Raw genomic sequence first — 16,566 nt, forward strand, 5'->3', positions numbered from 1 at the left:
GGTGATTTAAAAAGAGGAGTTATATAAACGGCTGGAATTGATGGTAAAGAACTTTTGGAAAGTTTTAGAACTTTCCAAAAGTTCCATTTAGTTTATTGGAAACTGGCCTGTTTGCTACCCCTGCGGTCTATCACCAGTTTTTTGGTTCTGGTAGCAGGTGTACCCTGTTTAATAGCGCTGAGTTCGGCCTGTTGGGCACGGTCGGTTTCGCGTAAGGTTTTTACTTCGGTCTGCAACTGGTGAATATGTTTTTCCATCAGTTCCAGTTTTGCTTTCAGGTTTTGCTGCGCAGAATCGTTGTGGTTATTCGCTTTGGCAGCATTCATAAAAAGCGCACCGGTTAATACAGCAATGAGGGTAAAGCTTCTCTTCATTATACGGAGTTTTAGTTTGTAACTTTTGGAAAGTTCTAAACTTTCCAAAAGTTTAGAACTAAATAACTACATTGATCATCTTCCCTTTCACAAAAATGAATTTCTTCAAAGGCTTGCCCTCCATCCATTTCTGTACCAGTTCATTTGCCATGGCAATTTCCTGCACCTGCTCGGGACTTGCATCTAAAGCAATGTTAATATTGGTACGCACTTTCCCGTTAATGCTCACAGGATATTCCTTGGAAGATTCAATTGTATATTTTTCTTCATATTTAGGAAATGCGGCATCCAGTACTGAATTTTGGTTGCCAAGGGCCTTCCAGAGCTCTTCGCTGATATGTGGGGCATAAGAAGTGACCATTATTACCAGCGGTTCCAGTATTTCGCGCTTATGGCATTTCAGATCGGCCAGTTCATTTACGCAGATCATGAAGGCACTTACCGCTGTGTTAAAACTGAAACGCTCGGTATCTTCTTCTATTTTCCGGATGGTACGGTGCAATACTTTCAGTTCTTCGGCACTGGCTTTTTCTTCGGTCCAGATTTTACCTTTTACCTCATCAAAGAATAAACGCCAGAGTTTTTTGAGGAACCGGTGTACCCCTTCAATGCCCTTGGTATCCCAGGGTTTGCTCTGGTCTACCGGACCGAGGAACATTTCGTACATACGGAAGGTGTCTGCACCGAATTTTTCTACAAGTGTATCGGGGTTTACGGTGTTGAATTTGGATTTGGACATTTTCTCTACTTCAGAACCGCAGATGTACCTCACCCCCGGCCCCTCTCCACCTGTGGAGAGGGGAGTATTTGGCATTACTATTTCGCCATTTTCGCAAATCAAAATTGCATTGGCGTACTCGCCATTTCTCCATTTCCTGAAAGCTGCGATATCTAATTCAACACCATCTACAAAATTCACATCGACTCTTAACTCTACCCATGTTGTAAATAAACTTTGATCTTCAATCCAGGTTTTAAAATCGTTACCGAATATCTTCTTTAATGACTTGGCAATTTCTTCTTCACCTACGCTTGGGTTTTCTAATTTGTCTTTAAGTCCTTTTGAGATGAAGATTGGGGGTCGACCTAAATCAGAGTTGGCTACCTGATTATATCTATATACAAACCTCGAACTCCCCTGTATCATCCCCTGGTTCAATAATTTCCGGAAGGGTTCATCAAAACCGATATGTCCCAGATCGTATAAGGTTTTGGTCCACATTCGGCTATATAACAAGTGCCCCACCGCATGTTCGGTTCCGCCAATGTAGAGGTCTACCTGGTTCCAGTAATCGCTCACTTTGCGGTCGCAGAAGGTTTCGGTATTGTGCGGGTCCATGTAGCGGAGAAAATACCAGCTGCTGCCGGCATAACCGGGCATGGTATTCGTTTCCAGTTCTTTGGCTACCCATTCCGGTATATTGGCCAGCGGCCCTTCGCCTTCGGGGCCGGGACTATAACTCTCTACCTCCGGCAATAACAATGGCAATTCCGTTTCGCTTAACGGAACGGCCACACCGTTTTTCCACTGGATCGGGAAAGGCTCACCCCAATAACGCTGGCGGCTGAAAGCGGCATCGCGCATTTTGTAGTTCACTTTCTTTTTACCGATACCCATTTCTTCCAGCTTTGCGTTTACAATACCGATGGCATCGCGCATCACTACCCCATTCAGAAACTCACTGTTCTCCAGTTGGGCATCTTTGGTGGGATTGGCATCTACACCGTTATAATGTTCGCCAATAATATTGGTGATGGGAATATTGAAATGTTTGGCAAACTTATGATCGCGCTCATCGCCGCAGGGCACACCCATGATGGCACCTGTTCCGTAACCGGCCAGTACATATTCAGAGATCCAGATCGGGATCTGTTTTCCGTTGAACGGATTTACCGCATAGGCTCCGGTAAAACAACCGCTGATCTTTTTCTCAGCCTGCCGTTCACGGTCGCTGCGACTTTTTACGTAAGTGATATATTCATCCACTGCCTGCTTTTGTTCGGCTGTGGTAATAGTGGCGATCAGTTCATGCTCCGGTGCAATGACCATAAAATCTACACCGAAAATAGTATCCGGTCGGGTAGTGTACACGGTGAGTGGTGAGGGGTGAGTAGTGAGTTGTTCACTCACGCCTGCCGACTCACGACTCACGGTATGACTCACGATCACAAAATCGATCTCCGCACCATAGGATTTGCCGATCCAGTTGGTCTGCATTTCTTTCATGGCTTCGGAGAACTCAATGGTTTCCAGACCTTCCAGTAAACGATCTGCATATTCGGTGATGCGCAGGTACCATTGGCGTAATTTCTTTTTTACAACAGGATGTCCGCCGCGCTCACTTACACCATTCACCACTTCGTCGTTGGCCAATACGGTACCCAGGGCTTCGCACCAGTTTACTTCGCCGTAGCCGCAAAAAGCCAGGCGGTAATTCATCAGTATATCCTGCTTTTCTTTTTCACTGAAAGCTTTCCACCCGGCGGCTGTAAACCGAACAGATGCATCACCCGGACATTCATGTGCCGCATTACCATTTTTTTCAAATTCTGCCACCAGTTGTGTTAAGCTTTCCGCTTTCCTTGTTGCGCGGTTGAAAAAACTATGGAAGAGCTGGAGAAAGATCCACTGTGTCCATTTATAATAACCCGGCTCGCAGGTGCGTACTTCGCGGTCCCAATCGTAGCAGAACCCGATATTGTCTAACTGTTTGCGAAAAGTATCAATATTCTGTGCGGTACTTTTGGCAGGATGTACGCCATGTTCGATGGCATATTGTTCTGCAGGTAACCCGAAGGCATCGTACCCCATGGGGTGTAATACGTTAAATCCTTTCAGTCTTTTGTAACGGCTGTAAATATCAGAAGCGATATAGCCCAGCGGATGCCCCACATGCAAACCCGCACCGCTTGGATAAGGGAACATATCCAGCACATAACATTTGGGCTTGGTAAAGTCATTTTTTACTTTGTAGGCACCGCTTTCTTTCCATTGTGCCTGCCATTCTTTTTCAATTTTCCTGAAATCGTATTCCATATTCGTTCTTCCGTTAAAAGGAGTTTTAAGTAGTTTTTTGTTGATTTTACTGACTATCGGATAGCAAGTTATTCCATGTTACTGCCGTACAAGTGTGCGACGCAACAACAGCTGATTCGGGTACCGGTGCCGGGCTCAAAACAATCCTAACAATTCTTTAACCCTATTCCGGCGGGAATGCGCTATTTTTCAACAGCAAAATGATCGTTAGCGTGGCTGCAAATGTAAGTCTTTAGGCTTCAAAACCGTACATTTGCCATAGTACCGACCCCGTTTGCGGGACCAAACACCTTAAATTTTTTGAAAGAATGGCAGTTATCGGAAAATCATCCATGAAACGCAGCAAACCCAATTATATCTACAGCATTATTGGTGTGGCACTGGTATTACTGATTATGGGTATCATGGGTTGGTTCTTTCTCAACATCAATTCCGTAGGTAATGCTTTTAAGGAAGATATCCGCCTGAGTGCTTACCTGCGTACACAGAACAAGGATACGATCGGGCAGATCCAGCAGTATATTGCCCGCCAGCCTTTTGCCAAGAATGTAACTTATGTAGACAAGGTTGCTGCCAGACAGATCTGGAACAGTGAGAACAATGAAGACTGGGCGCAGATTTTAAAAGACAATCCCTTACCCGAGAGCATTGATTTTTATGCCCGGGCCGAATACGTGAACAGCGATAGTCTGAACAAGATCTCTACGAGCCTGATGGCAGTGTACGGAGACCAGATCACCGACCTGAAATACCCATCCAAGCTGGTGAATAACCTGAATGAGCGGGCCTCCAAAATTGGCCTGGTGTTCCTGGTGGTGGCCATTATTTTATGCCTGATCGTTACTTTCAGTATTGATAATACCATCCGTTTGGCCATGTTCAGTAACCGTTTCCTTATTAAAACCATGCAGATGGTGGGGGCCACCCGCGGTTTTATTGTAAAACCATTGAATATTAGGGCACTGATCAACGGGCTGATCAGCTCGGGCATTGCCATTGTGCTCCTGTTTTTTATCATTACCTGGGCCGAGAACCAGTTTGAACCCCTGAAAGCCGTACGCGATACCAAACTCACCATCAGCTTATTCGGCGGACTGATACTGCTGGGCATCGGCATTTCAGTTTACAGCACCCACAGAAGTGTGATGAAATACCTGAAAATGAAACTGGACGACTTATATTAGAAGTTGGGAGTTTGGGGTTTGGAGTTTGGAGTTATTTTTTCCTCAACCCCAAACTCCAAACTCCAAACTCCAAACCAAAAATCCCTATCTTACATCCTTTACAAATCAATACCATGAGCGAGCAAAAACAAAACGTGAATTCTACTTTATTTGCCAAGGAAAATTATACCTGGATGCTGATCGGCGGTGTGATCATGGCCCTTGGCCTGTTTCTGATGAGCGGTGGTAAAAGCGCCGATCCCAAGGTATTTGATACCACGGAAGTATATGGCACTACCCGCATTACCATTGCTCCCATACTGATTGTGTTGGGATTGATGGTAGAGATTTATGCCATCTTCAAGAAACCGAAAGCGGCGTAAGGCAGCGCGTGAGACGTTAATCGTGAGACGTGAGTCGTGAATCGTGAGTCAGGAATGCTGTTTTCAAATGATATTATTATTTACTAAGCGGTGTGGAGCCGCTTTTTTAATGAGCGAATGAGTGGATGAGTGATTGAGTGAATGGAAACATTTATTTAATGACTAACTGCTACATTCAGCATTCACTCATTCACTCAATCACTCATTCACTCATTGAATCAAAAGACATGACGATTTTTCAAGCCGTAGTAATTGCCATTGTGGAAGGCATTACCGAGTTTTTACCGATCTCTTCTACCGGGCACATGATCATTGCCAGTTCCTTTCTGCACATTGCAGCAGATCCCTTTACCAAATTATTTGAAGTAGCCATTCAGCTAGGAGCTATTCTTTCAGTGGTAGTGTTGTACTGGAAAAAATTCTTCCCGCTGAACCGGTTTAATTTTTATATCAAACTGATTGTAGCCGTGTTACCTGCATTGGCACTGGGCGCTGTTTTTTCTGATAAGATCGATGACCTGCTGGAAAGTCCGCTAACCGTTTCTATTACCATGTTGCTCGGTGGTTTTATCCTCCTGTTCATCGACAAACTTTTTCAGCAGCCTACCGTAGAAAAAGAAGAAAATATCAGTCTGGCCAAAGCTTTTACTATCGGCATCTGGCAATGTGTTGCCATGATCCCCGGCGTTAGCCGCAGTGCGGCCAGCATTATTGGCGGTATGCAGCAGAAACTGACACGTAACCTGGCCGCTGAATTCTCTTTTTTCCTGGCTGTACCTACCATGGCAGCCGCTACCGGCTATAAACTGCTGAAAGCCTATAAAGACACACCTGAATTGCTCTTTAACCAGGATAATCTCATTGCGTTGGCAGTCGGTAATGTAGTTGCTTTTGTGGTTGCCCTGCTGGCCATCAAATTCTTCATCGGTTTCCTGCAGAAACATGGTTTCCGGCTCTTTGGTTGGTACCGGGTGATTGTAGGGGCTGTGTTGCTGGCGCTTGTATTGACAGGACACTTGCAATAATTAGCAATTAAAAATTAACAATTAAAAATTGAGGGCCTAGTGTATAACCAATCGTAAAGTCGTTGGTAAGTAATAAGGCGGGCCATATCAGAAATAATTCTTAATTTTTAATTTCTAATTTTTAATTTTCTTTCATGAAGACTGCACCCAAGAGAGTCATCAACGGCTGGGCCATGTACGACTGGGCCAACAGTGTGTACAACCTGGTTATTACATCCACCATTTTTCCGGCTTATTACGAAGCGGTAACAGGAGATGGCAATGATGCTACTTCCAACGATTCTGTGGTGCTGTTTGGAAGGGAGTTTGTGAATACCTCTCTTTATAATTATGCCCTGGGTATCGCTTTCCTGGTAGTAGCGTTCATGTCGCCACTACTCTCTTCTATCGCAGATTATAAGGGTAATAAGAAAAAATTCCTGTTCTTCTTCTGTACACTGGGTAGTATTGGCTGCAGTGCCATGTATTTCTACGATAAAACCAACCTGGCTTATGGCCTGCTCTGCCTGATCATTGCCTGTATCGGTTTCTGGAGCAGCCTGGTATTTTATAATTCTTACCTGCCCGAGATTGCAGCGCCGGAAGACCAGGACCGGGTTAGTGCCAAAGGTTTTGCCATGGGGTATACCGGTAGTGTGATTCTGCAGATTGTTTGTTTTGTATTTGTATTAAAACCCGAATTGTTCGGCATTACCGTAGGCAAAGCATCGCAGATCTCTTTTCTGCTGGTGGGTATCTGGTGGTGGGGGTTTGGACAACTGGCACTGAGCCGTTTACCCAAGGGTACCCCGATTGCTACCGCCCATGATCGCGGCAGTATTCTTACGCATGGTTACAAGGAACTGAATAAAGTATGGAAACAACTGAAACATATGCCGGTACTAAAACGGTATCTGGGTGCTTTTTTCTTTTATAATATGGGCGTTCAGACCGTAATGCTGGCGGCCACTTTATATGGTAAAAGTGAATTAAACATTCCTACTCCCAAGCTGATCATTGCCATCCTGATCATTCAGCTGGTAGCTATTCCGGGGGCCTTTCTGATTGCTAAACTTTCAGAAAAAATAGGCAACTTCCGGGCATTAATGATCACCGTTTCTTTCTGGATCATTCTTTGTGTGATCGGTTATTTATTGCCGAGAGATGGCGTGAATGAGTTTTATGGTCTGGCTGTGTTAGTAGGATTTGTGATGGGCGGGATCCAATCACTCAGCCGCAGCACTTACGCCAAACTGATGCCGGAAACAAAAGACACCACTTCCTTCTTCAGTTTTTATGATGTGACTGAGAAGATTGCCATCGTAATCGGCATGTTCAGTTTTGGGTATATCAATGAACTCAGCGGATCGCAGCGCAATTCGGTACTGGCCCTGGTGGTTTTCTTTGCCATTGGCCTGGTATTGCTGATCTTTGCTTCTGTTACCAAACACAAACCCGGACAAGTTAATTAGCATGAAACTACATACCATCAATACCGGTTATTTTAAATTGGATGGCGGTGCCATGTTTGGTGTGGTACCTAAAAGCATCTGGAACAAACTGAATCCCGCAGACGAGAACAATATGTGCTCCTGGGCATTGCGTTGTTTGCTGATAGAAGACGGCAACCGGCTGATACTGGTAGATAATGGCATGGGTAATAAACAGGATGCCAAATTCTTCGGGCATTATTACCTGCACGGCAAAGATACCCTTGATAGTTCTCTAAACCGGCTTGGTTTCAGCAAAGCTGATATTACCGATGTTTTTTTAACCCATCTCCACTTCGACCATTGTGGTGGCAGTATTGTTCGGGAAGAGGGGCTGCTGGTGCCTGCTTTCCCCAACGCAGTGTACTGGAGCAATGAGGATCACTGGTTATGGGCCACAGAACCCAACGACAGGGAAAAAGCCTCTTTTCTGAAAGAGAATATTTTACCCATCAAAGAAAGCGGGCAGTTGCAGTTTGTGCAGGTCCCGGACAAAGGCCTGGCACCCAACGGCACACTGAGCAGTACCCCCTTTACAGACAATATCTCGATCCGTTTTGTGAACGGCCATACCGATAAAATGATGCTGCCACAGATCAGCTACCAGGGTAAAACGCTGGTATATATGGCCGATCTGCTGCCTTCGGTGGGGCATATCCCCTTACCCTATGTAATGGCTTATGATATGTTCCCGCTTACTACCCTGCAGGAGAAGAAAAGCTTTCTGCAGGAGGCAGTAGACAAGGACTATATCCTCTATTTTGAACACGATCCGGAGAACGAATGCTGTACCCTGCATACAACCGAGAAGGGCATCCGCCCCAAAGAGGTATTCAGGCTTTCAGAGCTGTAGCACTACAGGCTGTAGGATTTGTCTACGGGGATTTTCAGTTATATCACCCGTTAAATTCAGTGATTTTTGTGGTGTTCCGGGATATTGGATGCTTAATTTAGGGCGCAGGAATTGTCCCCCAACAAAACCAATATCCAATGTCCAGGAACCAAATCGCATGCTGCCCCGGCTGTGGCGGGCGCATACCATTTAAGAAATTTGTACAGCTGAATAATTTTTCAGTGACCAATTGCGGTACCTGTAATGCCCGTATTGAGATCTCCAACAGAACAGCCAATGCTATCATCGCTGCTGTTTCGGGTGTGGTTTCCGCAGCTTCTATTGTTTTAGGCGCCTATATCGGCCAGAAAGATTATCAATCGCTGGTAGGTGGGTTATTCGGCGGACTCAGTGTTGCTACGATCATTATAGTGGCCATCTGCATGTATGCCTACCGGCATTCGCAGTTAAACAGGATTCATCTGGAATGAGGGTTCCTCAGGCCATCCTTACCGGAAACTGATCATGGAACTGAGCGGATACCGCAGGTTGCGGTATTGCATCATATCTACTTTTACACTACCTACCACAATCGGACTTTCGATCCGTAAAGGAATATGGTTGGCATCGTCGCTCACCCATACTGTCATTTTTTCGCCACCTTCAAACAGGGTACCTTTTACCAGTAAGGGTTTGAATTTAATGGCCCTGAATTTTCCGTACTTGGTATTCACGATCTCTTTACCCATGTATTTAATGTACAGGTTAAACACCTCATTATCCAGGAACATGGCAAACGGGATCTTGTCTTCTGGTTTGTATTTACTGAAATCAATATTACGGGCATAATAAATTGAACTCAGCACATCCTGTATACAGGTAGGGATCTTGAATACGCCATCTGTTGTTACAGCGGTATTGGCCTGGTAATTGAAACTGATATTCTCATATTTCTTAAAACCGCCTTCATTTACATTCCGGATAAACTTCAGGGGTTTTAAAGTGGCAGTGTCTATATAACTTTCATAACGATCACGCACTTTGAAGATCCAGTCGTAGCTGGGGTTCGAGTTACCTACGCCCACAACATGGTAAACAGGTCTGTTATTGAGATGTGTCTGGGTTACTGTAAAGTTGGCCGTGCCGGAGTTGATGTATAACCCTACTACTGAATAAAATACATTGTAGGATATATTCTCACCATCTTCAAATGCCAGGTTGTGGATACCGCCACAGAATTCAGATGCTGTTGAAGCCGGTTGCCAGCTAACGGCCGTAATCAATACGAAAAGAAGAACGATCTTTTTCAAATCCAGGTCTTATTTATTTCTGAACAATCTGATTCCCAGCAAAAACAGGCTTCCACCAATGGCCGGAATGATGAGGTTAATGATCCAGATACCGGCGGCAGTAGCAATGATACCCACGGTATTGGTACTCAGCAAACCAAACAACTGCAAACTCACTTTACCCCTGAAGCCCAGCTCAGCCAATGCAATGGTGGGCACAATGGCCAACACCAGAAACATCACCGATACCAGACTGGCCGCATCCTGCCAGGCAATGTTTACCTCGAACACCTGTAGCAATAACACATATTGTACCACAAATACAACGTACCGGAACATAGAAAGTAACAGGATAATTGTTAATTCTTTCCAGTGAAAATCTTCCAGCTTCTGTACAAAGAACTTGTGTTTGGCTATCCAGGGTATCTTTTCGAGTAACTGTACACACCAGGATAACCGGAAATACAGCAGTGTAAAAAGTAAAACACCGATGGTAATGATGTACAATAACCCATCCAGCCAGAAAACAGACAGCCCTTCCAGGTGATGACTGTTATCCAATATATATATGCGAAGGTACAGTAGTGAGAATAAACCCGCCACAAAAGTGACAATGATCTGGCTCATACTGCCTACTACCGATAGGAGAATCCCCCTTAATCGGTTACCTTCTTCCAGAAAAAGCGCCCGACCCGCCGATTCGCCCACCCGGTTCAGGGTGTTAAAACCCAGCGCCTGCCCAGAAAAAACGGCCCGGAATGCCCGGCCAAAAGATACCCGCTGTACCCCTTTTACTGCTAATTGCCATTTTCGGGCCTCAAGACCCCAATTCAGGAACATCAGCAGCATCACGACCACGAATTTTTCCAACTGCGGACCACTGAACGCTGCCAGTATCAACTGCCAGGACTGCTGCACATCGCCCTGCTCCTTTACCTGCCGGTAAATGGAATACGACAGCCATACAAATAGTACCGGTCCTACAAAATAGTTGAGAAATATTTTCAGTCGCTTGTTCAGGATCCCTGGTATTGGTTATTCCCTGCAAAGAACGGTGTTCGGGGGGAGATAGAAAAGCGTGAATCGTGAGTCGTCAGACGTGAGACGTGAGTAGGGAGTATCTTTAACAATTTAAGTTTACTTACCGACTCACGACTCACGACTCACGACTCACGATTCACGCCCCACATTTCCGTATTTTCACCTCACCAAATGAAGAAACCCGAGATCATCTTAGGCATCGACCCCGGCACCCAGGTAATGGGATACGCCCTCTTACGCATACAAAACGGGCAACCTCAGGTATTACTGATGGATGTGCTGAAGCTTACCAAAGAGAAAGACATTTATGCCAGGCTTGATATGATTCATAGTAAAGTGTGTGAATTGATTACCCTGTATCGCCCTTCCACTTTTGCCATTGAAGCCCCCTTTTTCGGGAAGAATGTGCAAAGTATGCTGAAGCTGGGCCGCGCACAGGGAGTGGCCATTGCGGCTGCCATGCAGGCAAAAATCCAGGTTACCGAATACTCACCCAAGAAAGTGAAACAATCCATCACCGGCAATGGTAATGCGGATAAGGACCAGGTATGGCGCATGTTACAACGTATCCTCAGTATAGAAGAAAAACCCCAGTATTTTGATGCCACCGATGCCCTGGCCGTAGCCCTCTGTCACCACTACCAAAACAGCTCCGTACTGGGTAAAGCCGTAAAAGGGTTAAAGGGGTGGGATGATTTTATTGCGAAGAATCCGGGGAGAGTTAAGTAGGAAGTTTTATGTTCTGGGTTCTAAGTTCTCGGTTCTATGTTTTAAGTGCTGGCCATTCATCGAAACTTACTACTCACTATATACCCCCTCCGAACCCAGAACATAGAACTCAGAACTTACTACTTAAAACCTTCCAACGCCTTCAATATCCTTTCCTGCACTTCTTTTAATTCAGTGGGAGATAATTGTAATTTAGGACGGTTAAAGTTCAGATCATCTGCACTATTGATAGGAATGAGATGCATATGTGCATGCGGCACTTCCAGGCCTACTACGCTGATGCCGCAACGGTTGCAGGGGAAAGCCTTCTCAATGGCATGGGCAATGGGTTTGGCAAAGAGCAACCACTCAGACAGGTAGTTATCGGCCACATCAAAGAATTTATCGGTTTCCGTTTTGGGTACTACCAGTACATGCCCCTCTACCAGGGGAAAGATATCGAGGAAAGCAAAGAAATGTTCGTTCTCGGCAATTGTATAGGAGGGGATTTCGCGGGCAATGATTTTTGAAAAGATGGTCATGGTACAGGAACCTTTTAGAAAAGGAAAATTGGGATATTTTGCGGGAACTACAAAAAGAAAGCGCCGGCATATAGCCAGCGCTTCGCTATCGGTTGAGAACCGGTTTAAATGGTAATGTCATCAATACGGAATTTCATCACACCATTGGGTGCCTGAATTTCAGCGATCTCTCCTTTCACTTTTCCCATCAATCCTTTGCCAATCGGCGAACCGGCAGAGATCTTGCTCAGTTTCAGATCCGCTTCTTTTTCGCCCACGATCTGGTAGGTTACCGTTTTTTTGGTAGCCATATTGGTAATGGTCACTTTTGTGAGGATGGTAACTTTGCTGGTATCAATCGAATTGGTATCAACGATCTTTGCATTCGCAATCGCTCCTTCCAGTTGTTTGATCTTGGCCTCCAGCATGCCCTGCGCCTCTTTGGCCGCATCGTATTCTGCATTCTCTTTCAGGTCGCCTTTTTCGCGGGCTTCCGCAATAGCGCGGGAAGATGCCGGGCGGTCAACCGCTTTCATTTTTTGCAACTCTTCACGCATCCTGTCAAACGTCTCCTTGGTCACATACATGGTAGCTTCACTCATAGTCATTCTGTTTAGTAGAGTCAAAAAAAATACAACGCCACATTTGACTGCAGCGTTGCATGATATCAAAAGTAAGAAATTCATTTAAAATCTACCCCAAAATGCCCGGTTTTTATGAATTCCGGGCTTTTCTTCCTGCTTATGTCACATTCAGCCTCTGAAAACCCCGCCAAACAGCCTCAGCAACTGCATTTGGAGGGTAAAATCCGGGCTGATCCTTAGATTCCGAGTTTATCCAGCAGTATACTGGCCATTTTATAAAAAGCCTCCTGACTATAACCGGCAATATGCGGGGTGATGATCACATTGGGTTGTTGCAGTAACCAGTCCAGGTCTGCCTGCTCATCGGGAGTGTAGGTTTCGAGCTTTTCATTCTCCAGCACATCCAGTGCGGCAGCTTTGATCTTACCCTGCCGCAGGGCCCGGATCAGGGCCTTGGTATCGGTCACTTTCCCCCGACAGGTACTGAGAAAATAAGGCTGCTGTTCCAGCGAATCAAAAAAAGCATCATTCGCAAAATGCCTGGTGTCTGCTGTGAGCGGTAAATGCAGGCTTACCACATCGGCATACCTCGTTATCTGTTCTACCCCCGCTTCGCGTACATGGTCTTTGGCAAAGCCGGCTTTGTACCGATCATTGGCCAGCACCGTTACATCAAAAGACGTCAATAGTTTCGCAAACGAACTGCCGGTGTTGCCGTAACCGATGATACCTACGGTTTTACCCGTCAGTTCATCACCCCGGTTGGCATCGCGGATCCATTTACCTGCTTTGATCTCGAGATAACTGCTGTTGATGCGGTTCATCAGGTTCAGCAGCAAACCCAATGCATGTTCAGCCACGGCATTGCGGTTACCTTCCGGACTGCTTACACATCGGATATTGCGGCTTTCGGCATACACCGTATCAATCAGCTCCATGCCGCTGCCCAAACGCCCGATCCAATTCAATTGGTCCGCTTTTTCCAGCAGGTTTCTATCGATGGTTAAACGGGTGGTAACCACCAGCCCGGTGAGTTCACCGATCAATCCCATCAATTCCTCATAGTTGATATTGGGTTGGTGTAAGACCTCGTAACCTTTTGCGTCCAGTGTTTGCAAGAGGTAGGGATGAACTTTGGATGTGATGAGTACTTTAGGTTTCAAGGTCTGTTATTTTTGAAAACAGTGCATAGATGCTTAGCGCATCTGAAAGGTCAGTGCGGCAAACTGCTCTATACTTAACTGTTCTGCTCGTTTATCAAATAAGCTATCCTGTAGAAATTCATCTTCAAACAGGCTCTTCAGCGAATTGCGTAACATTTTCCGGCGCTGGTTAAAAGCGGCTTTTACCAGTGTAAAGAGAGCACGCTCGCTTTTCATCGGCAGCACTGCTGTTTTACGTTTCAGCCTGATCACCCCGCTCATTACTTTGGGTGGGGGGTTGAAAGATTCTGGCGGCACATCAAACAAATATTCCACTTCATAAAAAGCCTGTACCAATACACTCAGGATCCCGTATACTTTGCTGCCCGGTTTCGATACGATCCTTTGCGCCACTTCTTTCTGGAACATCCCGATCATTACAGGCACCTGCTCTTTCCAGTCAATCACTTTGAACAGGATCTGCGAAGAGATATTATAGGGAAAATTGCCCACCACCGTAAACAACCCTTCAAAAGGCGGATCTATATCGAGGATGCTCTGGTGAATGATTTTTCCCCTGATAGCCGGATAGGTCTTTTCCAGGTACACCACTTTCTCATCATCCAGCTCTACCGCCCTGAAATCAATACCTTCGAGGGGTAACAGGTATTTGGTTAAAGCACCTCCCCCGGGACCCACTTCTATCAACTGTTTACAATCATCTTCCTGCAAAGCGGCTACAATCTGTTTACAAACCGACTCATCTTTCAGAAAATGCTGTCCGAGTGATTTTTTGAGGGTGTACTGCATCCGGCAAAATTAGGACATTTACCGGGAGTCGTGAGGCGTGAATCGTGAGCAGTGAGTAGTCAGTAGCGAGTAAGGACCGGGGAATCAGTTTTAACTACCTACTCACCACTGACCACTCACGATTCACGATTCACGTTTCCTCCGCTATTCTCCTTATTTTTACACGATAAACACCAGCTATGAGCAACGAACAGCAAAAACCGGTCATTGGATTCACCTGCGGCGATCTGAACGGGATCGGAATGGAACTGATTATTAAGACCCTGGCAGACCATCGGCTGCTGGAGATCTGCACCCCGGTAGTTTTTGCAAGTAACAAAAGCCTCAATTTTTATAAAAAAGGATTACCCGATCATACTTTCAATTATGCCAATACCCGCGAGCTGAACCGCCTCAACCCCAAACAGGTGAATGTGGTGAACTGCTGGGAAGAAGAAGTAGCCATTACCCCGGGCCAGTTAACTGAAACAGGAGGTAAATACGCCCTCATTTCGCTGCAACAGGCTACGCAGGCTTTAAAAGACGGTCATTTACAGGGATTGGTAACCGCACCGATCCATAAAAAGAATATACAATCTGCCGAATTCGATTACAGCGGACATACGCCTTACCTCAAAGCCATGTTCAATGTACCTGATGTGGTGATGCTGATGATTGCAGAAAACATGCGCGTGGGACTGGTTACAGAACATGTTCCGGTAAGCGAGATCGCAAAACATATTACCCGGGAGAATATCCTCACCAAACTGAAGATCATCCATAACAGCCTGCAGAAAGATTTTGGGTTAGATAAACCACGTATTGCCGTATTAGGCCTTAACCCGCATGCCGGTGATGAGGGACTGATCGGTAATGAAGAAGAGACCATCATCAAACCCGCCATCAAAGAAGCCAAGCACAATATGATGGTGTTCGGACCTTACAGTTCGGATGCGTTTTTTGCGCGCGGACAGTTTGAACGTTTTGATGCTGTACTGGCCATGTACCACGACCAGGGATTGATCCCTTTCAAATCACTGGCACTGGGCGAAGGCACAAATTATACGGCCGGTTTACCGGTGGTAAGAACGAGCCCGGATCACGGAACAGCTTTTGATATTGCGGGTAAGGGCAAAGCCGATCACAGTTCTTTCCTCGCTGCCGTATTTGAGTGTATTGAGATCATCCGTATGCGTTTGGGTTATGCTGATATGCGCCGCAATCCGCTGAAGAAGATCAGTGCACGCATGATTGCCAATGCCGTTGATGAAAGAATTGACGAGAATGAAGGATAAGAACGCCAGTATGTACCAGATCTCCAACGACCAGTTAACCATCAGCATCAGTGCTACCGGGGCTGAACTGCAGGGCATTTACCACAGAGAGAACAAACAGGAATACCTCTGGAGTGGTAACCCCGCTTTCTGGGGTAAAAAAAGCCCGGTATTATTTCCCATTGTAGGCGGACTGAAAGACAACAGTTACGTATACGAAGGCAATCTATACGAAATGAGCCGCCATGGTTTTGCGAGGGAGAAAGTTTTTACGGTTACAGAACAAACACCCCACCAGATTCACTTTACTTTATTGGCAGATGAGGAAACCAGGAAAATCTATCCTTTCGATTTTTGCTTTTCTGTTATCTATAGTTTGCAGGACAATAGACTAACAGTTACTTACCAGGTAGATAATACCGGAAATAAAACACTCTGGTTTTCTGTTGGCGCGCACCCGGCATTTGCTGTGCCACTGGTGAAGGGAACGGAATTCCCGGATCATTATCTTGAGTTCAGCGAGAAAGAAAGCACCGGTATCTGGCCGCTTACCCGCGAAGGATTGATCAGAAAAGCGCCAGAACCTTTTCTCGAGAATACTGATCATCTGCCGTTGATGAAGGAACTGTTTTATAAGGATGCTTTGGTTTTTAAATCACTCCGTTCCAACAGCATTGCTATCCGCAACCTGGTTAATAACCACGGTATCAAATTACAGTTTGATGGATTCCCTTATATGGGCATCTGGAGTGCCCGAAACGCAGATTTTGTGTGTATTGAACCCTGGTGCGGCATTGCCGATACAGAAGAAGCCACCGGCGACATCACCCAGAAAGAAGGCATCAACTCCTTACATCCCGACGGAAGTTTTGTGAGAAGCTGGCAGGTAAAAATATTTTAAGCAGAACAGAGTAGTTCTCTTTGACGAAAACCAG

General features: G+C 45.7%; 17 protein-coding genes. 9 read left to right on the forward strand and 8 right to left on the reverse strand.

The window, feature by feature from the left end:
* Window positions 1-92: 92 nt before the first annotated feature.
* Both AC1RNB_RS17085 and AC1RNB_RS17090 read right to left on the reverse strand, forming a co-directional pair.
* Window positions 93-374, reverse strand: a complete 282-nt coding sequence (locus tag AC1RNB_RS17085; RefSeq protein WP_493084799.1) for a hypothetical protein — start codon at window positions 372-374, stop codon at window positions 93-95.
* 58 nt (window positions 375-432) lie between these two features.
* Window positions 433-3,411: a leucine--tRNA ligase gene (locus AC1RNB_RS17090; protein ID WP_493084800.1), complete on the reverse strand. Its 2,979-nt coding sequence runs from the start codon at window positions 3,409-3,411 to the stop codon at window positions 433-435.
* A gap of 308 nt (window positions 3,412-3,719) precedes the next feature.
* Here AC1RNB_RS17090 and AC1RNB_RS17095 point away from each other — a divergent pair, with 308 nt between their 5' ends.
* The 6 genes from AC1RNB_RS17095 (at window position 3,720) to AC1RNB_RS17120 (ending at window position 8,774) form a co-directional block, all read left to right on the forward strand.
* Window positions 3,720-4,595 carry a cell division protein FtsX gene (locus AC1RNB_RS17095; protein ID WP_493084802.1) on the forward strand — a complete coding sequence of 292 codons (876 nt, stop codon included), beginning with the start codon at window positions 3,720-3,722 and terminating at the stop codon, window positions 4,593-4,595.
* A gap of 113 nt (window positions 4,596-4,708) precedes the next feature.
* Complete coding sequence (locus AC1RNB_RS17100; RefSeq protein ID WP_493084803.1) at window positions 4,709-4,957, forward strand: DUF3098 domain-containing protein; 249 nt, start codon at window positions 4,709-4,711, stop codon at window positions 4,955-4,957.
* A 227-nt stretch (window positions 4,958-5,184) separates the two neighbouring features.
* On the forward strand, window positions 5,185-5,982 hold the full coding sequence (locus AC1RNB_RS17105) for an undecaprenyl-diphosphate phosphatase (RefSeq protein ID WP_493084805.1): 798 nt from the start codon (window positions 5,185-5,187) through the stop codon (window positions 5,980-5,982).
* A 134-nt stretch (window positions 5,983-6,116) separates the two neighbouring features.
* Window positions 6,117-7,433: an MFS transporter gene (locus tag AC1RNB_RS17110; protein WP_493084806.1), complete on the forward strand. Its 1,317-nt coding sequence runs from the start codon at window positions 6,117-6,119 to the stop codon at window positions 7,431-7,433.
* A 1-nt stretch (window position 7,434) separates the two neighbouring features.
* On the forward strand, window positions 7,435-8,304 hold the full coding sequence (locus AC1RNB_RS17115) for an MBL fold metallo-hydrolase (RefSeq protein WP_493084808.1): 870 nt from the start codon (window positions 7,435-7,437) through the stop codon (window positions 8,302-8,304).
* A 137-nt stretch (window positions 8,305-8,441) separates the two neighbouring features.
* The gene (locus AC1RNB_RS17120) at window positions 8,442-8,774 is read left to right on the forward strand and encodes a hypothetical protein (protein ID WP_493084810.1); all 333 of its coding nucleotides are present in this window, start codon (window positions 8,442-8,444) and stop codon (window positions 8,772-8,774) included.
* An 18-nt stretch (window positions 8,775-8,792) separates the two neighbouring features.
* Here the strand turns inward: AC1RNB_RS17120 and AC1RNB_RS17125 are convergent, their stop codons facing one another.
* Window positions 8,793-9,593, reverse strand: a complete 801-nt coding sequence (locus AC1RNB_RS17125) for a DUF3108 domain-containing protein (RefSeq protein ID WP_493084812.1) — start codon at window positions 9,591-9,593, stop codon at window positions 8,793-8,795.
* Between the two features lie 9 nt (window positions 9,594-9,602).
* Window positions 9,603-10,490, reverse strand: a complete 888-nt coding sequence (locus AC1RNB_RS17130; protein ID WP_493084813.1) for a lysylphosphatidylglycerol synthase domain-containing protein — start codon at window positions 10,488-10,490, stop codon at window positions 9,603-9,605.
* Between the two features lie 294 nt (window positions 10,491-10,784).
* On the opposite strand from AC1RNB_RS17130, the gene ruvC reads away from it, so the two are divergent.
* Window positions 10,785-11,342 (forward strand): crossover junction endodeoxyribonuclease RuvC, encoded by a 558-nt coding sequence (gene ruvC / locus AC1RNB_RS17135; protein WP_493084815.1) that lies wholly within the window; start codon window positions 10,785-10,787, stop codon window positions 11,340-11,342.
* A gap of 119 nt (window positions 11,343-11,461) precedes the next feature.
* On the opposite strand, the gene AC1RNB_RS17140 is transcribed toward ruvC, so the two are convergent.
* The 4 genes from AC1RNB_RS17140 to rsmA form a co-directional block, all read right to left on the reverse strand.
* Entirely contained in the window at window positions 11,462-11,863 is a 402-nt protein-coding gene (locus tag AC1RNB_RS17140) for an HIT family protein (RefSeq protein WP_493084817.1), read from the reverse strand.
* 104 nt (window positions 11,864-11,967) lie between these two features.
* Window positions 11,968-12,444, reverse strand: a complete 477-nt coding sequence (gene greA / locus AC1RNB_RS17145; protein ID WP_493084819.1) for a transcription elongation factor GreA — start codon at window positions 12,442-12,444, stop codon at window positions 11,968-11,970.
* A gap of 218 nt (window positions 12,445-12,662) precedes the next feature.
* Entirely contained in the window at window positions 12,663-13,589 is a 927-nt protein-coding gene (locus AC1RNB_RS17150; RefSeq protein ID WP_493084821.1) for an NAD(P)-dependent oxidoreductase, read from the reverse strand.
* 33 nt (window positions 13,590-13,622) lie between these two features.
* A complete protein-coding gene (gene rsmA, locus AC1RNB_RS17155) occupies window positions 13,623-14,378 on the reverse strand; it encodes a 16S rRNA (adenine(1518)-N(6)/adenine(1519)-N(6))-dimethyltransferase RsmA (RefSeq protein WP_493084823.1) in 756 nt (251 codons plus the stop codon).
* Window positions 14,379-14,557: 179 nt separating this feature from the next.
* Here rsmA and pdxA point away from each other — a divergent pair, with 179 nt between their 5' ends.
* Complete coding sequence (gene pdxA / locus AC1RNB_RS17160) at window positions 14,558-15,652, forward strand: 4-hydroxythreonine-4-phosphate dehydrogenase PdxA (RefSeq protein WP_493084825.1); 1,095 nt, start codon at window positions 14,558-14,560, stop codon at window positions 15,650-15,652.
* Window positions 15,642-16,532 (forward strand): aldose 1-epimerase family protein, encoded by an 891-nt coding sequence (locus AC1RNB_RS17165; protein WP_493084827.1) that lies wholly within the window; start codon window positions 15,642-15,644, stop codon window positions 16,530-16,532. The genes pdxA and AC1RNB_RS17165 overlap by 11 nt, the downstream gene beginning before the upstream one ends.
* Window positions 16,533-16,566: the final 34 nt, after the last annotated feature.

The organism is Sediminibacterium sp. GW821-FHT12F12 (genome assembly GCF_058806635.1).

Excerpts from the sequence above, each read along its gene's own strand:
- AC1RNB_RS17115 (WP_493084808.1), top strand. The coding sequence starts at position 7,435 with ATGAAACTACATACCATCAATACCGGTTATTTTAAATTGGATGGCGGT.
- greA (WP_493084819.1), bottom strand. The coding sequence starts at position 12,444 with ATGAGTGAAGCTACCATGTATGTGACCAAGGAGACGTTTGACAGGATG.
- ruvC (WP_493084815.1), top strand. The coding sequence starts at position 10,785 with ATGAAGAAACCCGAGATCATCTTAGGCATCGACCCCGGCACCCAGGTA.
- AC1RNB_RS17110 (WP_493084806.1), top strand. The coding sequence starts at position 6,117 with ATGAAGACTGCACCCAAGAGAGTCATCAACGGCTGGGCCATGTACGAC.
- AC1RNB_RS17100 (WP_493084803.1), top strand. The coding sequence starts at position 4,709 with ATGAGCGAGCAAAAACAAAACGTGAATTCTACTTTATTTGCCAAGGAA.
- AC1RNB_RS17165 (WP_493084827.1), top strand. The coding sequence starts at position 15,642 with ATGAAGGATAAGAACGCCAGTATGTACCAGATCTCCAACGACCAGTTA.
- AC1RNB_RS17095 (WP_493084802.1), top strand. The coding sequence starts at position 3,720 with ATGGCAGTTATCGGAAAATCATCCATGAAACGCAGCAAACCCAATTAT.
- AC1RNB_RS17140 (WP_493084817.1), bottom strand. The coding sequence starts at position 11,863 with ATGACCATCTTTTCAAAAATCATTGCCCGCGAAATCCCCTCCTATACA.
- AC1RNB_RS17090 (WP_493084800.1), bottom strand. The coding sequence starts at position 3,411 with ATGGAATACGATTTCAGGAAAATTGAAAAAGAATGGCAGGCACAATGG.
- AC1RNB_RS17085 (WP_493084799.1), bottom strand. The coding sequence starts at position 374 with ATGAAGAGAAGCTTTACCCTCATTGCTGTATTAACCGGTGCGCTTTTT.
- AC1RNB_RS17105 (WP_493084805.1), top strand. The coding sequence starts at position 5,185 with ATGACGATTTTTCAAGCCGTAGTAATTGCCATTGTGGAAGGCATTACC.
- AC1RNB_RS17120 (WP_493084810.1), top strand. The coding sequence starts at position 8,442 with ATGTCCAGGAACCAAATCGCATGCTGCCCCGGCTGTGGCGGGCGCATA.
- rsmA (WP_493084823.1), bottom strand. The coding sequence starts at position 14,378 with ATGCAGTACACCCTCAAAAAATCACTCGGACAGCATTTTCTGAAAGAT.
- pdxA (WP_493084825.1), top strand. The coding sequence starts at position 14,558 with ATGAGCAACGAACAGCAAAAACCGGTCATTGGATTCACCTGCGGCGAT.